The 15169-nt window shown below is 72.0% G+C and carries 15 protein-coding genes; 10 read left to right on the forward strand and 5 right to left on the reverse strand.

What is annotated here, in order from left to right:
* Nucleotides 1-86: 86 nt before the first annotated feature.
* From CGL27_RS41595 to CGL27_RS41630, 8 genes are all read left to right on the forward strand, one after another.
* Nucleotides 87-1661: an ABC transporter substrate-binding protein gene (locus CGL27_RS41595; protein ID WP_119992644.1), complete on the forward strand. Its 1575-nt coding sequence runs from the start codon at nt 87-89 to the stop codon at nt 1659-1661.
* 3 nt (nt 1662-1664) lie between these two features.
* Nucleotides 1665-2594, forward strand: coding sequence for an ABC transporter permease (locus tag CGL27_RS41600; RefSeq protein WP_078639234.1), 930 nt, complete (start codon nt 1665-1667; stop codon nt 2592-2594).
* 1 nt (nt 2595) lies between these two features.
* Nucleotides 2596-3537 carry an ABC transporter permease gene (locus tag CGL27_RS41605; protein WP_119992646.1) on the forward strand — a complete coding sequence of 314 codons (942 nt, stop codon included), beginning with the start codon at nt 2596-2598 and terminating at the stop codon, nt 3535-3537.
* The gene (locus tag CGL27_RS41610) at nt 3534-4439 is read left to right on the forward strand and encodes an ABC transporter ATP-binding protein (protein ID WP_119992648.1); all 906 of its coding nucleotides are present in this window, start codon (nt 3534-3536) and stop codon (nt 4437-4439) included. Before CGL27_RS41605 ends, CGL27_RS41610 begins: the two co-directional genes overlap by 4 nt.
* Nucleotides 4436-5278, forward strand: a complete 843-nt coding sequence (locus CGL27_RS41615) for a dipeptide/oligopeptide/nickel ABC transporter ATP-binding protein (RefSeq protein WP_059146152.1) — start codon at nt 4436-4438, stop codon at nt 5276-5278. The genes CGL27_RS41610 and CGL27_RS41615 overlap by 4 nt, the downstream gene beginning before the upstream one ends.
* Nucleotides 5275-6294 carry an aldo/keto reductase gene (locus CGL27_RS41620; protein ID WP_205587837.1) on the forward strand — a complete coding sequence of 340 codons (1020 nt, stop codon included), beginning with the start codon at nt 5275-5277 and terminating at the stop codon, nt 6292-6294. Before CGL27_RS41615 ends, CGL27_RS41620 begins: the two co-directional genes overlap by 4 nt.
* Nucleotides 6295-6387: 93 nt before the next feature.
* Entirely contained in the window at nt 6388-7593 is a 1206-nt protein-coding gene (locus tag CGL27_RS41625; RefSeq protein WP_119992649.1) for an exo-alpha-sialidase, read from the forward strand.
* Nucleotides 7586-8269 (forward strand): SDR family oxidoreductase, encoded by a 684-nt coding sequence (locus tag CGL27_RS41630; protein WP_119992651.1) that lies wholly within the window; start codon nt 7586-7588, stop codon nt 8267-8269. Before CGL27_RS41625 ends, CGL27_RS41630 begins: the two co-directional genes overlap by 8 nt.
* Here the strand turns inward: CGL27_RS41630 and CGL27_RS41635 are convergent.
* Nucleotides 8261-8902, reverse strand: a complete 642-nt coding sequence (locus CGL27_RS41635) for a ScbR family autoregulator-binding transcription factor (RefSeq protein ID WP_119992653.1) — start codon at nt 8900-8902, stop codon at nt 8261-8263. The two genes, CGL27_RS41630 and CGL27_RS41635, sit on opposite strands and share 9 nt — an antisense overlap.
* A 110-nt stretch (nt 8903-9012) precedes the next feature.
* On the opposite strand from CGL27_RS41635, the gene CGL27_RS41640 reads away from it, so the two are divergent.
* Both CGL27_RS41640 and CGL27_RS41645 read left to right on the forward strand, forming a co-directional pair.
* A complete protein-coding gene (locus tag CGL27_RS41640) occupies nt 9013-9945 on the forward strand; it encodes a ScbA/BarX family gamma-butyrolactone biosynthesis protein (RefSeq protein ID WP_119992655.1) in 933 nt (310 codons plus the stop codon).
* A 274-nt stretch (nt 9946-10219) separates the two neighbouring features.
* Nucleotides 10220-10897 carry an HAD family phosphatase gene (locus CGL27_RS41645; protein WP_119992657.1) on the forward strand — a complete coding sequence of 226 codons (678 nt, stop codon included), beginning with the start codon at nt 10220-10222 and terminating at the stop codon, nt 10895-10897.
* Nucleotides 10898-10940: 43 nt separating this feature from the next.
* Here CGL27_RS41645 and CGL27_RS41650 read toward each other — a convergent pair whose 3' ends face one another.
* The 4 genes from CGL27_RS41650 to CGL27_RS41665 form a co-directional block, all read right to left on the reverse strand.
* Nucleotides 10941-11465: a hypothetical protein gene (locus CGL27_RS41650; protein WP_119992659.1), complete on the reverse strand. Its 525-nt coding sequence runs from the start codon at nt 11463-11465 to the stop codon at nt 10941-10943.
* Nucleotides 11466-11556: 91 nt separating this feature from the next.
* Nucleotides 11557-12534 (reverse strand): SCO0930 family lipoprotein, encoded by a 978-nt coding sequence (locus CGL27_RS41655; RefSeq protein WP_119994807.1) that lies wholly within the window; start codon nt 12532-12534, stop codon nt 11557-11559.
* Nucleotides 12535-12736: 202 nt separating this feature from the next.
* Nucleotides 12737-14251: an NADH-quinone oxidoreductase subunit NuoF family protein gene (locus tag CGL27_RS41660; protein WP_119994808.1), complete on the reverse strand. Its 1515-nt coding sequence runs from the start codon at nt 14249-14251 to the stop codon at nt 12737-12739.
* Nucleotides 14248-15036 (reverse strand): hypothetical protein, encoded by a 789-nt coding sequence (locus tag CGL27_RS41665; RefSeq protein ID WP_240450823.1) that lies wholly within the window; start codon nt 15034-15036, stop codon nt 14248-14250. The genes CGL27_RS41660 and CGL27_RS41665 overlap by 4 nt, the downstream gene beginning before the upstream one ends.
* Between the last annotated feature and the right edge of the window lie 133 nt (nt 15037-15169).

A 15169-nucleotide genomic window follows, 5' to 3' on the forward strand; every position in this document is an offset into this window, starting at 1 on the left:
ACACTTTGACCCGTACGGCCGTCATCCGGACGCCGAGCGGGTCGAGCGATCCGGTCGCTCGCCTCAGGAACGCCGAGAGGTCAACGATGACCCGTATCCCCTTCGGTCCGGCCCTCAGCCGCCGGTCCGTGCTGCGCCTCGGAGCAGGCGCCTCAGCAGGTATCGCCCTCGCCCCGCTGACCGGGTGCGCGGGCCCCACCGGTGCCCCCGGGCCCGGTGCCATCAGCCTCGGGCTGAACCGCTCGCTGGTCAGCCTGGACAACAAGCTGAACCAGTTCGACGCGGCGGTCACGGTCCAGCGCGCGGTGCGCCAGGCGCTGACCCGGATCGGCAAAGGGCTCCGGCCCGAACTGGTGCTCGCCGACCGCTTCGAGATGACCGGGCCCACCGCCTGGACGGTGCGGCTGCGCCAAGGAGCCCGCTACTCCGACGGAACGCCGGTCACCGTCAAGGACGTCTCGACCGCTCTCAGGATGTACGCGGGCGTCAACGGCTCGTTCATCGTCGGCCTCTTCCCCGAGATGCCCACCGTCGAGCCGGTCGACGAGCGCACCTTCCGCCTGCACACCAAGCGCCCGGTGCCCATCCTCGACCAGCTGATGGCCAACATCCTGATCAGCCCCGCCGCCCGGAACCGCCCCGAGGAGCTGTCCGGCGGTGTGGGTTCCGGCCCGTACGTGGTCAGCTCGGCCAACTCCGGCACCGGCGAGTACACCCTGGACGCCAACCCCCGGTACTGGGGGCCGCGCCCCACCGTGGACCGGGTGCGGGTGCGCTTCGTCCCCGAGGAGTCCAGCCGTGTCGTCGCCGTGCGCAGCGGTGAGCTGGATGTCATCGACACCATCACCCCCGACTCCGCCGAGCAGCTCAAGGGGTTGCCGGGGGTGCGTCTGGACCGCACCTCGGGCACCCGCGTCAACCAGCTCTTCTTCAACTTCCGCAAACCGCGCGGACATCCGCTGGCCGACGCCCGGGTGCGCGAGGCGCTCAGCTACGCCATCGACGGCGAGGCCCTGGTGCGCGATGTGCTCACCGGTTCCGCTCAGCAGGCCGAGGGCGTCATCCCGCTCGCCCTCAAGGGCTCGGTGCGCACCGGCCGTTACGTCCATGACCCCGGCAAGGCCCGCAAGCGCCTCGCCGCGCTGGGCGCGAGCGATCTCAAGGTGAAGATCATCTGGGAGTCCGGCGAGTTCCCCGCGGACACCTCGGTGATGGAGGCCGTGCTGGAGATGCTGCGCGCGGTCGGCGTCCGCGCCACTCTCCAGCAGTTCGAACCGGGCGGCGACATCCAGCAGTGGCGGCAGGGCCGCCGGGGCGACTGGGACGTCCTCGGCAACGGCTTCTCCGTTCCCACCGGCCACGCCTCCACCAGCCTCCAGGGCATGTACGGCGGCACCGCGGAGAAGGAGCAGACCCGGGACACCTACCAGGGCTATGTCTTTCCGCGGATCGCCGCCCGGCTGGCCGACGCCTCCGCCGAAACGGATGAGAAGACGCGGAACACGAAGCTCGCCGCCGTCCAGCAGCAGATCTGGGACACCCGCCCCTGCCTGTGGGCCTTCGTCCCCGATGTGGTGCTGGCCCGCCGCACCCGAGTGCGCGATGTGCGCCTTCTGCAGCTCAACTCCTACGATCTCGCCGCCGTGCGGCTGGAGGGCTGAGCCGTGACGCGTTATCTGATACGCCGCCTGGGCCAGAGCGTCCTGACGGTCTTCCTGACCCTCTCCACCGTCTTCGTCCTGGTCCGCATGGCCCCCGGCGACCCCGCCGCGGCCCTGGCCGGGCCCAACCCCTCCAGCGCCGACCTCGCCCGGATCCGGGAGCAGTTCGGCCTCGACCGCGGACTGCTCAGCCAGTACGGGCTCTTTCTGCGCGATCTGTTCACCGGCGACCTCGGCACCAGCTATTCCTTCCACGCGCCCGCCCTGGACGTGGTGCTCGACCGGGTGCCCTACACGATCACCCTCTCCCTCTCCGCGATCGCCCTCACCGCGCTGGTGGCCGTACCGCTGGGCGTATGGATGGCCCGCCGCGCCGACACCAAGCGCGAGCTGGGCGCCAATGTGCTGACCATCGCCGGGCAGTCCATGCCGGACTTCTGGATCGGCGTGATGCTGCTGACCCTCTTCGCCGTGGCCGTTCCGGTGCTGCCCGCCTCCGGCTTCACCACCTGGGGCGGGCTGGTGCTGCCCACCGTGACCGTGGCGATCCTCCAGATGGCGCTGATCTCCCGGCTGGTCCGCCGTGAGATGGTGGCGGCCCTCGCCGCGCCGTATGTCACCGTCGCCCGCTCCCGCGGGGTCTCGAACCGCGTACTGACCTGGCGCTACGCCATGGGCAACTCCGCCATCCCGGTGCTCACCGCACTCGGCACCCGCTTCGCGGCCATGCTCAACGGCGTCGTGGTGGTCGAGGTGGTCTTCGGCTGGCCCGGTGTCGGCTCGCTGGTCGTCCGCGCCCTGGAGACCCGCGACTATCCGCTGATCCAGGCGACCGTCCTGGTCACCGCCGCCCTGGCGGTCTTCGTCCAACTCCTCATCGACCTGGCCTACCCGCTGCTCGACCCGCGGGTACGCCTGGGAAAGGCGGCCTGAGATGAAAGGCGCGCTCGAAACCCCCGCCGAACCCCCAGCCCCCGCGAAGGCCGCCCCCGCGCCCCGCCCCAGCGCGGTCACCGCCCGGGACCTGGCCCGCGCCACCGCCACCCGGCGCCGCCGCAGCGCGAGCCTCAAACTGTGGGCGGGCGCGGTGTGCACCCTGCTGGTGGTGGTCCCCGTCGCCCTCGCCCAGATGCTGCCGCTGCCCGGCGCGGGCGACCAGGACCTCTCCCGGCGCCGGCTCGCCCCGCTGACCGACGGCCATCTCTTCGGCACCGACCAGCTTGGCCGCGATGTGCTCTCGCGGGTGCTGCACGGCGGCCAGGTCTCGCTGTCGATCGGTGTGCTCGCCGTCGTCGTCTCCGGCCTCATCGGCATCGTCGCGGGTGCCGCCGCCGGGTACTACGGCCGCTGGGTGGACGCCGTCGTCTCCCGGCTGCTGGAGGCCCAGATGTCGCTGCCGCTGCTGATGATGCTGCTGCTCGTCGTGGCCCTCTTCGGCCCCTCCGTCACCGTCATCACCTGTGTCATCGCCATCGCCCAGTGGCCCGAGGTGGCCCGGCTGACCCGGTCCTTGGTGCTGGTCGAGCGGGAGAAGCCGTATGTGGCCGCCGCCCAGGTGCTGGGGCTGCCCCGGATCGCCATCCTGGCCCGCCACATCATCCCCAACATCGTCCGCCAGGCATCGCTGGTGGTCCTGCTGCTGCTCGCCCAGGCGGTGCTGCTGGAGAGCGCGCTGAGCTACCTCGGCGCGGGCCCCCAGCGGCCGTTCGCCACCTGGGGCCGGATCATCTCCGACGGCCAGGACTACATCACCACCTCCTGGTGGCTGGTGACCCTGCCCGGCCTCGTCATCGTGCTGCTGGTGGTCGGGGTCAACCTGCTGGGCGACGGGCTGCGCGACCGTACCCGCCGACGTGCCACGGAGGGCTCCCGATGAACGACACCCGCGATACCCGCGATACCCGCGACACCCGAGGCACCAGCGACACCCGCGACACCGGCGCCCCGGGCCCCCTGGTGGAGGTCGAGGACCTGCAGATCGAGCTGATCACCGACCGCGGTGTGGTGCGCGCGGTCGACGGGGTCGGCTTCACCATCGGCTCCGGCGAGACGGTGACGATCATCGGCGAGTCCGGCTCCGGCAAGTCCACCACCGCGATGGGCCTGCTGCGGCTGCTGCCCGAAGGGCTCGCCGTCCTCTCCGGGACGGCCCGGATCTTCGGTGCCGACGTCATCGCCGACGCCAAGGCGGCCGGGCGGATCCGCGGCCGCGGGGTGTCCCTGATCCCCCAGGACCCGATGACCGCGCTCAGCCCGGTGCACACCATCGGCCGCCAGCTCGGCGAGGCGCTCCGGCTGCGCCACCCGGGGATGTCCCGCGCCGACGCCCGCGCCAGGGGCGTCGAACTGCTTCGCCGGGTACGGATCCCGCACCCCGAGACCCGCTGGGGCGCCTACCCCCACCAGTTCTCCGGCGGCATGCTGCAGCGCGTCCTCATCGCCATCGCGCTGGCCGCCGAGCCCCGGCTGCTGGTGGCCGACGAGCCGACCTCCGCGCTCGACGTCACCGTCCAGGCGGGCGTCCTCGACCTGCTGATGGAGCTCCAGGAGCGCACCGGCATCGGCATCCTGATGATCACCCACGATCTGGGCGTGGCCCGGCTGGTCTCCGACCGCATCCACGTCATGCGCGGCGGCCGGTTCGTGGAGTCGGGACCGGTCGAACAGATCGTGGACCACCCCCGCGAGCGGTACACCCGCGATCTGCTCGCCGCCGTGCCCACCCTGGGCCCCTGGCACGAGGCCCCCGCCGCCACCGTCACCGAGGAGGCGCTGTGACCACACCCCTGCTGGCCGTCGAGGACCTGGTGGTCGAATACCCGGTCGCCGGCGGTGTCTTCCGCGCGGTGGACGGCGTCAGCTTCTCCGTCCCGCCCGGCGGGGCGCTCGGCGTCGTCGGCGAATCCGGCTGCGGCAAGTCCACCATCGCCCGCTCTCTCGTCCGCCTGCTGCGCCCCACCGAGGGCCGGATCCTCCTCGACGGAACCGATATCGCGGGCCTGCCCGAGCGGCGGCTGCGCCCGCTGCGCAAGCGGGTGCAGATGGTCTTCCAGGATCCGTACGGCTCCCTGGACCCGCATCTGACGGCCGAGGAGATCGTCGCCGAGCCGCTGCGGCTGAACGGCATGCGCTCGCGTGCCGAACGCGCCCGCCGCGCCGCCGTCCTCATCGACCAGGTGGGGCTGGACTCCGGCGCGCTCCAGCGGCGCCCGGCCGAGTTCTCCGGCGGGCAGCGCCAGCGGATCGGCATCGCCCGCGCCCTGGCCAGCGGCCCCGAGCTGCTGGTGTGCGACGAGGCCACTTCCGCGCTGGACGTCTCCGTACAGGCCCAGGTGCTCCAGTTGCTGCGGGAACTCCAGGCCGAACAGGGGCTCGCCTACATCGTCATCTCCCACAACCTCGGAGTGGTCCGCGAGATCAGCTCCGAGGTGGTGGTGATGCGCGCCGGGAGGATCATCGAGTCCGGCCCGACCGGCACGGTGCTCTCCGCGCCCGCCGACCCGTACACCAGGGCGCTGCGGCGGGCGGCGCTCGACCCGACGACCATGCGGGGACGCAAACCGCGCGCCCTCGTGTCCGCGATCGCGACCGACCAGGAACCGGGAGCAACGCAGTGAACGCGCATCCGCAGCCCCACACCACCACCCAGGCGTCGCCCGGCGGGGTCGCCCTGCCGGGGATCCCGGTGCCGCTCTCGCGGCTGGTGCTGGGCACCATGACCTTCGGCGACACGGTGGACCGCGCGGGCGCCGCCGCGATGCTGGACACCGCGCTGGACGCCGGGGTGACCGGGGTGGACACCGCGAACGCCTACGCGGGCGGCACCACCGAGACGATCCTGGCCGAGCTGCTCCCCGGCCGCCGCGACCGGATCGTGCTCGCCACCAAGGCCGGTATGCCGCACCCCGACGCGGGCGACCACTCACCGCTGTCCGCACGCGGGATGCGCGCGGCCCTCGAAGGCAGCCTGCGCCGCCTGGGCACCGACCATGTCGACCTGTTCTATCTGCACCAGCCCGACCGCTCCACGCCGCTGGAGGAGACGCTGGGAACGGTCGCCGAGTTCGTCGCCGAGGGCAAGATCCGGGCGCTCGGCGTCTCCAACTACGCCGCCTGGCAGATCGCCGAGATCACCCACACCGCCGAACGGGTCGGCGCGCCGCGCCCGGTGGTGGCCCAGCAGCTCTACAACCTGCTGGCGCGGCGGATCGAGGAGGAATACTTGGCGTACGCGGCCACCAGTGGACTGCGCACCATGGTCTACAACCCGCTCGGCGGCGGGCTGCTGACGGGCCGTCACACCTTCGAGGAGCAGCCGGAGTCGGGCCGCTTCGGCGACTCCCGGGTGGCCGCCATGTACCGGCAGCGCTACTGGGACGCCGGGCTCTTCGAGGCCGTACGGACCCTGTCCGGGATCGCCGAGGAGGCGGGCATCCCGCTCGTCGACCTCTCGCTGCGCTGGCTGCTCGGCCGGGACGGGGTGGACGCGCTGCTGCTCGGCGGCTCCCGCGTGGAACACCTTCGCGCCAATCTGGCCGCCGCGACCGCGGGCCCCCTTCCGGCGGATGTGACGGCGGCGTGCGACGAGGTGGGCGCCGGGCTCAGGGGCCCGATGCCCGCGTACAACCGGTAGCTCCCCGGCCTTTCCCGTCCCTTCCCGGAGGGCCGGGGCCCGCCCGGCCGCAGACATCCCCGTACCACCGCAACCATGAGGAGCCCGGCGCCCATGACCGCCGACCATGACACCGCGATGCCGCCGACGGACGGACGGCTCCGGCCGCGCCCGGGCGACCCGGCGCGCCAGGAGGCGTTCCTGCCGGCGCCCGCCGTCCAGAACCACGCCGCGAACCTCACCGTGCTGCCGGGAGGGGACCTCGGCTGTGTGTGGTTCGGCGGCACGCAGGAGGGCGTACCGGACATCTCCGTGTGGTTCTCCCGGCTCGCCCCGGGCTCCGGCGCCTGGACCGAGCCGGTCCGGCTCTCCGGCGACGACACCCGCTCGGAGCAGAACCCGCTGCTGTTCCCCACCCCGGCCGGGGAGCTGTGGCTGCTCTACACCGCCCAGCGGGCGGGCGACCAGGACACGGCGGAGGTCCGGCTGCGGGTGTCCGCCGACGCGGGCGCCACCTGGGACGCGCCGCGCACGCTCTTCCCGGCGACCGAGGCGGGCGGGGTGTTCATCCGTCAGCCGGTGGCCGTCCTGGACTCCGGACGGTGGCTGCTGCCGGTGTTCCACTGCGTGGCCACCCCCGGGGTCAAGTGGGTCGGCGACCACGACACCAGCGCGGTGATGATCAGCGACGACCAGGGGCGGACCTGGCGCGAGCGGCCGGTGCCCGGCTCGACGGGCTGTGTGCACATGAACGTCCACCAACTGCCGGACACCACCGTGCTGGCCCTCTTCCGCAGCCGCTGGGCGGACGCGGTGTACCGCTCGCACAGCACCGACGGCGGGGAGACCTGGAGCGAGCCGGTCCGCACCGAACTGCCCAACAACAACTCCTCCGTGCAGTACGTCCCGCTCGCCGACGGGCGGCTCGCGCTGGTCTACAACCACAGCAGCCGGGCGGACGCCACGGCCCGCCGCGTCTCCCTCTACGACGAGATCGACGACGAGGGGAGGACCGGCGAGCCCCCCGCCCCGGCCGCCACGCGGGACGACGCGGCACCCGGTGCCTTCTGGGGTGCGCCGCGCGCCCCGATGGCTCTCGCGCTGTCCTCCGACAACGGCCTGACCTGGCCCGTACGGCGCGATCTGGACACCGGCGACGGCCACTGCCTGACCAACAACTCACGCGACCGGCTCAACCGCGAGCTGTCCTACCCCACCATCCGGCAGGGCTCCGACGGCACGCTGCACATCGCCTACACCTACCACCGCCGGGCCATCAAGTACGTCCGGGTCACGCCGGATTGGGCGGCCGATGCCTGAGCCCCGCCACGCCGTGGTCACCGGTGTCAGCTCCGGTATCGGCGCCGCGATCGCCACCCGGCTGCTGGCCGAGGGGTGGCGGATCACCGGGATCAGCCGTACGGCCCCCGCGCACCCGGTCGCGGGGCTGCACTGGATCCCGGCCGATCTGTCCCGGCCGGAGGACCTCCCCGAGGTGCTCGCCCCGGTGTCCGGGGTGGACGCGATCGTGCACGCGGCGGGCGTTCAGCGCTCGGCGCGGCTGGGGGAGCTGGCGCCCGAGGACGGGTCCCTCATGTGGCGGATCCATGTGCAGGCGGCGGGCGTCCTGGTCGACACGCTGGTGGACCGGGTGGCGGACGGCGGCCGGGTGGTGCTGGTGGGCAGCCGGACGATGACGGGCGTCCCGGGCAAGAGCCAGTACGCCGCCACCAAGGCGGCGCTGCCCGCTCTGGCCCGGTCCTGGGCGGCCGAGCTGGCGCCCCGGGCGGTCACGGTGAACGTGGTGGCGCCGGGGCCCACGGACACCCCCATGCTGCGCGACCCCGGCCGCAGCGGCACCCCGCCGGTGATGCCACCGCTGGGCCGGCTCGTCCGGCCCGAGGAGGTGGCGGGTCTGACGTCGTTCCTGCTGGGCCCGGAGGGCGGCGCGGTCACCGGGCAGACGCTGGTGATGTGCGCGGGCGCCTCACTCTGACGGGGGCGGGGTGCCCGGGCGGGCGAGCGCCAGCAGCCTCGCGGTGTCCCCGGGCCGGGCCTGGAGCGAGGGCAGCAGCACGGTCCACATGTCGGCCAGATGGTCCTCGACCAGCCGCCGCCCGTCGAGGGCCTCGGAGATGGTGTGCAGCCCGAAGAAGGCGAAGACGACGGTCCGGGCGGCGGGCAGCGGATCGACATGCGGGGCCAGATCGCCCTCGGCACGGGCCTTCTCCATCATCTGCCCCACGGCGTCCATCCAGCCCACGAAGGGCGGTGGCATGGGCGCCTCGATCAGGGTGCGCTCGGTCCACAGCCGGGCCCCGGCCCGGACCAGGAGGTCATCGCGGAAGGCGCGGGCCACCGCGAAGCTGAGCCGTACGAGTTGCTCCAGGGGAGGCGCGTCGAGGGCGGTGTAGCGCTCGATCAGCGGGGGCCAGGTGGCGAAGTGCTCCTCCACCACGGCGAGGGCGAGTCTTTCCTTGCTCGTGTAATGGAAATAGATGGCGCCGCTGGTGTGACCGGACCGGGAGGTGATGTCGCTGATGCTCGTGCCGGCGTATCCCCGTTCGTTGAAAAGGAACGCGGCGGCCTCCAGAAGGGATCGGCGTGTTTGCTCGGCCCGTTCTTGCACGTGTTCGCCGTCCTTCAGCAGCCCGTCGGATGTGACGGGGAGAACTTAGCGGACTTTCGGTCGGTGATGGTGATGAGGCGAGACAGATCAAACATTATTAGTATTTTAAGGTGATCGTTCGTGAGGCTCATGGCCTTTCGGAGCCGTCCGGTCCCACCGGGCGGCCGCTCAGCTGGTCCCGCACCGTGGCGCGGGAGGCGGTGCACCGGGTCTCGGTGGCCGAGGTGCTGCTCACCGACGTGCGTACGCACGGTGACAACCGGTTCGAGGCCGCCGCCCAGTGGCCGCGGTCCCATCCCACCTTCCCGCACGGCGGAGACGGCCGCCACCATCCGCTGATGATCGCGGAAACCCTGCGCGAGCTGGGGATCTACATCCCCACGCAGTACTACGCGGTGCCCGCGGGGGCGCATTTCCTGATCCGGGACATCTCCTACCGGCTGGACCCCGAGACCGAGCCCCGGGCGCCGTACGGTGCCTCCGACATCACCTGCCGGGCCGCCGTCACCGACATCCGCACCACCCCCTGCGGACGCTTCGTCTCCGGGATGCGGCTGGATGTCGTGCTGTCCGCGGGCGGCAAGCTCTTCGCCTGGGCCGGGGGCACCGCGCGCTTCCTCGACGGCACGGCCTACGCGGAGACCCGGTCCGCCTTCCACGGGCACACCGCGCGCCGCAGGCTGCGCGCCGCGGTGCGGCCCTCACCTGCGCAACTGGCCGTTCCCGCGGCCCGGGACGTGCTGGTGGTACGGGACGGGGGAGTGGTCTACCTCGACCCCGCCGACCCCCGCCATCCGTTCTTCTTCGACCACTGGAGCGACCATGTGCCGGGCCTGGTACTGCTGGAGGGCGCCCGTCAGGCGGCGGCGCTGGCCACCGGCGGGACGCTGACCCGGCCCGTCGCCTGCCGCATGAAGGCGATCCGCTTCACCGAGTCGTTTCCGCCGGCCGTGGTCGAGTGCACCTCCCACGGCCGGACGTGCGTCTTCCGGCTGCGCCAGGCCGATATCTGCACGGCGGTCGGCGTGCTCCAGTACCTCTGAGTGACGAACACACTGTGCGACGAACTCACGGGCGACGAACGGCCTGAACGACGAACAAATCGCCGACACTGAGTGACCCCTTGCTTACCGCGGGTCATCTAACTAACGTAGTGATCGTTATGTTTCGGGCAGGCGAACCTCACGGCCTGTACGACAGCAGCGGTCGGCGCCCGGCGCCACTTCCGAGCCGCCAGAACATTTCCACTGAGCGGCTCCCCGCAAGTACAGGCACTCCCTGCGCCGATTCCTCCACCTCCCATGGAACGGCAGACAGATGACAGCCGAAAAGTTTCTCGGATGGACCCCAGCCGCCATCGTCTTCGACTGCGACGGCACCCTGATGGATTCCGAACGACACTGGGTGGAGGCGCGCGAAGTGGTTCTCAGAAACCACGGAACCGCCCCCGACGAGGAGTTCGCGCAAAGCACGAAGGGGCTCCACTACACCGAATGCGGCCGTATGCTGGCCGAATTCGCCGGCCGCCCCGAACTCGCCGACGAGATGACCGAACAACTCCTGGACGCCTTCCGCCGGCTGGTGGCCGAGGACCCGGTCACCATGCCGGGAGCGCCCCAACTGGTCGCGAAGGCGGCGACGTTCGCCCCGCTGGCCGTGGCCAGCAACTGCCCGCGCGACGTCGTCGAGGACGGGCTCGCCAAGGCCGGGCTGCTGCGGTACTTCGGCCATGTGCTGGTCCCCGAGGGGCAGGTGCGGCCCAAGCCGTATCCCGACGTCTATCTGGAGGCCGCCCGGCTGTGCGGCGCGGCCCCCGAGGACGCCCTCGCGGTGGAGGACTCCCACTGTGGGTTTCTGTCCGCCTCGCGCGCCGGGCTGAGGGTGCTCGGCGTCGGGCCGCGGAAGCCGGTGGACGAGCCTCCGCCGGTGGATGTGTGGGTCTCCACCCTGGCCGACCCGGAGCTGGTCAAGTGGGCGGACTCCCGGGCGGCCTGAGGGGCTGACCCACGCTCACCGCCTGGTCGGCGGGTTCCGCGCGTCACTTCTTCCCGTCGTGGCCCGTATGGCTCGCCGAGCCGTCCATGCCCTCCATGCCGTCCATCCCGTCCCCCTGCTTCATCCCGCCATGGGACGCGCCGTGGGACATCCCCTCCTCGAGGGATCCGCCGAGCTTCTCGCGCAGGGGCTCCAGTGAGTTCATGGACAGGCCGGTGACCGACCAGCGCTTGCCGACCAGGTACATCCCCCCGTAGTCCTTCGACGTCGTCAGCCAGTCGTGCTGGCCCTTGTCGGTGGCGAAGGTGACCATCGTGAACCGCTTCCCACCGGACCCGCAGGCGCCCTGGCGCAGCTCGTCCGCCTCGGTGATGACCGTGGCCTTGCAGCCGATGGCGTCGGCGATCTTCGTCAGCGGCGCGGGCTTGCCGGGCTTGGCGAACTCCTTGGTGGCGGGGGACACCTTCTTCTGCTCGTGCTTGGCCCCGTGTGCCTGATCGCCTCCACCGCAGCCGGCCAGGAACAGCAGGGCCGCGCCGACCGCGGTGGCACGGAGTGCGAGTGACACATCAACCTCCCGTAGAAAATCCGGCGGGGCGGCCCGGGCCGGACGGCCTCGGGCCACCCGCCGCGGTGGACCGTAAGTGATGGAGTCTGTCTTACTGGCCCGCCTTCTTGCCCTTGTCGGTGACCGCGAACCAGGTGCCCTTCACGCCCTGGCCGTTGATGTCGCCGGGCTTCTTGTCCCCGGTGAAGGTGTACAGCAGCCAGCAGTCGAACGCCGCCTGCTTGGTGCCGTCGGGGCGCTTGAAGGAGGTGACCTTCGCGGCGTCGAGCCCGGCGACCTTCGTGGTGTCCACGGCCTTGACGGGCTTCCAGGTGTCCAGGCAGGCACCGAGGCAGCCGGTCTTCATCGGCCAGGCGCTGTCCTTGTCGAACCGGTAGACGGTCATGCCCTTGCCGTCCACGATGATCTTGCCCAGCTCGGCGTTGTTGTTGACCATCAGCTGGAGACTGTCGTCCGCGGCCGCGGTCTTGCCGGCCGGCTTTCCGTCGGGCGCCAGCGCGTTCCAGGTGCCGCCCACGCCCTGGCCCTTGGTGTCACCCGGCTTGGCGTCGCCCGCGAAGCGGTAGACCGGCCAGCCCGCCAGCGTCAGTTGCTTGGTGCCGTCGGAGCGGGTGACCGAGCCCAGCTTGCCCGCTTCGATACCGGTGGTGGCCGCGGCGTCGTCCGCGGGCACCGCGGGCCACTTGGTGGCGCAGTCGTCGTTGCAGTTGGACTTGGCGGGCTTGGGGGTGTCCTCGTCGAACCGGTAGAGGGTCCAGCCCTTGCTGTCGGTGACGAACTTGCCCAGCTTGGCGTCCTCCTTGACCGCCAGCTGCTTCGCCGGACCGGTACGCCCGGCCTCGCCGCCCGCGCCGGCACCGGTGTCGCCGCCCGCCTCGTATCCGCCGGTCGCGCCGGCCACCGCGCCCGCGCCCGCCGACGCGGAGGCCCCCGCACCCACGGTCTGACTGCCACCCGCCGGCTGCACGTTGGCGCTGCCCGCGGAGTTGTCCTTGCTGCTGCCGCAGGCCGCCGTCAGCAGAACCATCGCTACCGACACCCCGGCGAACGCGATGTGACGCTTCTCCATGACCATCCCTCTGCAATCTCGATCGGTCCGGCGATGATTGCGCCGACGTCATGTCCATACGGAGCCCATGCGGACCGGCGCTCAGCGGCTTCCGAATTTGTCACCTGACGCAAAAAACGCCGGATCCTTGAGCGCACAGCAGTCGACGGCCGTTTCGCACGGCCGTCGTGGTGTCGGGTGGTGCGGTGGATCACTCTGCGGCCTACTCCTCGATCCGCAGCGCCAGGGCGGGGCAGCGGCGGACCGCGCGGACCGCCTGGGCCCGTAGCTGCCGGGGCACCTCCATCTTGGCCGAGGCCGGATAGCCGTCGATGCCGAGCGTCAGCACCTCGGGCGGCAGGATGTCCGCGCACAGCCCGTGGCCCTGGCACAGCGACCAGTCCACCAGCAGCTTTTCCATCGGCCCCCGCTGGGGGCGCTCGTCGCGCGCCGTGGGGTTCAGCGGGGCGGGCGGCAGGGCCAGGGGCAGCGCGTCCTCCGGCAGCGGGAGGATGCCCATCGTGGGCCGTCCGCAGCCGGCGCCGAGCGCGTGCGCCTCGAACTCCTCGGGGAACGCGTCCAGCGCGGTGGTCACGAAACCGGCGGTGCCGTCGGGATGGCTGCAGGCCCCGCGCCCCCGCACCGAGTTGACGTAGGCGCGCACATTGTCGATCGAGGACTGGCCGCCGCCGCGCTCCACCTGGCCGATGGCGTCCGCGAGCGCCGGCAGCCCGATGAAGCAGGGCCCGCACTGACCGGCCGTCTCGGCGGCCAGCCAGCGCGCCACCCGCGCGGTCTCGCCGAGCGGGCAGGTGTTCTCGGGGATGGGCAGCACCGCCCCGGCGCCCAGCCGGGCGCCGTACTTCTTCATGGACTCCCGGGAGATCGTGGCGGCGTTGATGCTCTTGGGGGCCAGCCACTTGCCGTGGTAGCCGCCCACCAGCACCGCCTGGCCGGGGGTGAGACCGCACAGCTCCAGGACGTAGGTCAGCGGCACCCCGGTGGGCGTCTCCATCACGTACTTGCCACCGACCGTCAGCAGCGTCGTGCCCGGTTCGGTGGGCAGCCCCACCGAGCGGTACGGCAGGGCGCCCATCCGCGCCGCCACCGCGAGCTGGGCGAAGGTCTCGGTGTTGGACAGCAGGGTGGGCAGACCGCTGAGCCCGCTGTCGCTGGTCCGGATCTTCCGGCCGTTGGGGATGGCCGGGGCGCCGCTGATGCCGTTGATGACCGCGCCGCCCTCACCGGCGACGAACCGGTCCGGGGTGCGGTTCACCGACACCGGGACCCCGCTGGGGCCGCGTTCGGCGATCGCGGCGGCCACGGACTCCTCGACATCCGTGCGGTGCACCGCGATGGCGACCTCCTCGGCACCGAGCGCCTCGGCGGCCAGCACGGCGCCGTCGATCACCAGATGCGGGGTGTGCAGCAGCAGCGCGGTGTCCTTGAGGCAACTGGGCTCACCCTCGCTGCCATTGACCACCACGGCGCAGCGGCCCTCGCGCCGGCCGGCCGACTCCACGACGGCCTGGACCTTGGTGGCGAAGGGGAAACCGGCGCCGCCGCGCCCGCGCAGATCGATGTTCTCCGCGAGCGCCACGAGTTCATCCGCCCGGAGGGCGGGCATGGTGCCATGAACGGTCAGATGGCCGACCCGGTCGAGCCGGTACACCTCGTCGAGCCCGGCCAGCAGCCGGGGCGGATCGACACAGGCGAGCCTGGGTTTGGTCGTGATCACCGGTCCCACCCGCGAGAGGCACTGAGCGGCTTACTGTCACGCGAGCCGGGCTCGGCCGAACGGGGGCGCGGCACGGTGGGATCGGCCCGCCGGGTCCGGCCCTCCTGCATGCTGCGGGCGGGAGGGTTCCTGACCTCGATGCCGTCCGCCCGGTCGACGTCCTGGCGCCGCCGCGCGACCAGCCGCAGCCACAGCGCGATGGCCACACCGGCCAGGGCGGCGATGTAGCCGTAGGTGGCCCAGGTCTTGGCGGCGCGTCCCGCCTTCAGGCCGTGGATCAGCGCGGCGCACCACGCGGGGTAGGCGCCCACATGCAGCGCCCGCCACCAGCGGTACCGCCAGCGGGAGTTGCCGGCCGAGGCGAACGAGCTGCGCACCGCGCCGGTCACCGCGGCGATCACGAAGAGATAGCCGGCGATGGTGCCGAGCCCGATCAGCACCGGCTGATTTGCGTCAGCGAACGGCAGCACGATGGACGCGGCGTTGGTGTGGCTCTCCGCGATCTTGACCCAGATGTGAACGGCCAGGAAGAGCAGACCGGCGACCGCGGCCGCCCGGTGGACGGCCTGGGCCATCAGCCGCTGCCTGGTGTGCAGGATGAGCTGGTCGGTCGCGGCGAGCCCCCACAGCACCGCCGACGTCAGACAGACCAGCGCGAGCACACCCGCGCCGAAGTCGAGGAACGCGAAGGTCTTGGAGAACGCGCCGGCGTCCCACGCCACATACAGGGACGCCGCGATGGAGCCGAAGATGGCATAGATCCGGATGTGGCGTGGCCATCCCATCCCGGATGGATCACGCTGCTGAGTCCGGCGAGCGGCCCGTCGTCCGCCTCGAGCCCGGCGTCCCCCGTGACGCCCCTGCGAGGAGGGGAGCGGCGTTTGGGACATGGACATTGGAGCCTCCCGATCGCGCGGA

It is taken from the genome of Streptomyces sp. 11-1-2 (genome assembly GCF_003595545.1).
Lineage (GTDB): Bacteria > Actinomycetota > Actinomycetes > Streptomycetales > Streptomycetaceae > Streptomyces > Streptomyces hygroscopicus_B.

What these genes read in the sequence shown, in the direction of transcription:
- CGL27_RS41595 (WP_119992644.1), top strand. Translation starts at nt 87, where the DNA reads ATGACCCGTATCCCCTTCGGTCCGGCCCTCAGCCGCCGGTCCGTGCTG.
- CGL27_RS41605 (WP_119992646.1), top strand. Translation starts at nt 2,596, where the DNA reads ATGAAAGGCGCGCTCGAAACCCCCGCCGAACCCCCAGCCCCCGCGAAG.
- CGL27_RS41610 (WP_119992648.1), top strand. Translation starts at nt 3,534, where the DNA reads ATGAACGACACCCGCGATACCCGCGATACCCGCGACACCCGAGGCACC.
- CGL27_RS41625 (WP_119992649.1), top strand. Translation starts at nt 6,388, where the DNA reads ATGACCGCCGACCATGACACCGCGATGCCGCCGACGGACGGACGGCTC.
- CGL27_RS41630 (WP_119992651.1), top strand. Translation starts at nt 7,586, where the DNA reads ATGCCTGAGCCCCGCCACGCCGTGGTCACCGGTGTCAGCTCCGGTATC.
- CGL27_RS41645 (WP_119992657.1), top strand. Translation starts at nt 10,220, where the DNA reads ATGACAGCCGAAAAGTTTCTCGGATGGACCCCAGCCGCCATCGTCTTC.
- CGL27_RS41655 (WP_119994807.1), bottom strand. Translation starts at nt 12,534, where the DNA reads ATGGAGAAGCGTCACATCGCGTTCGCCGGGGTGTCGGTAGCGATGGTT.
- CGL27_RS41665 (WP_240450823.1), bottom strand. Translation starts at nt 15,036, where the DNA reads ATGGGATGGCCACGCCACATCCGGATCTATGCCATCTTCGGCTCCATC.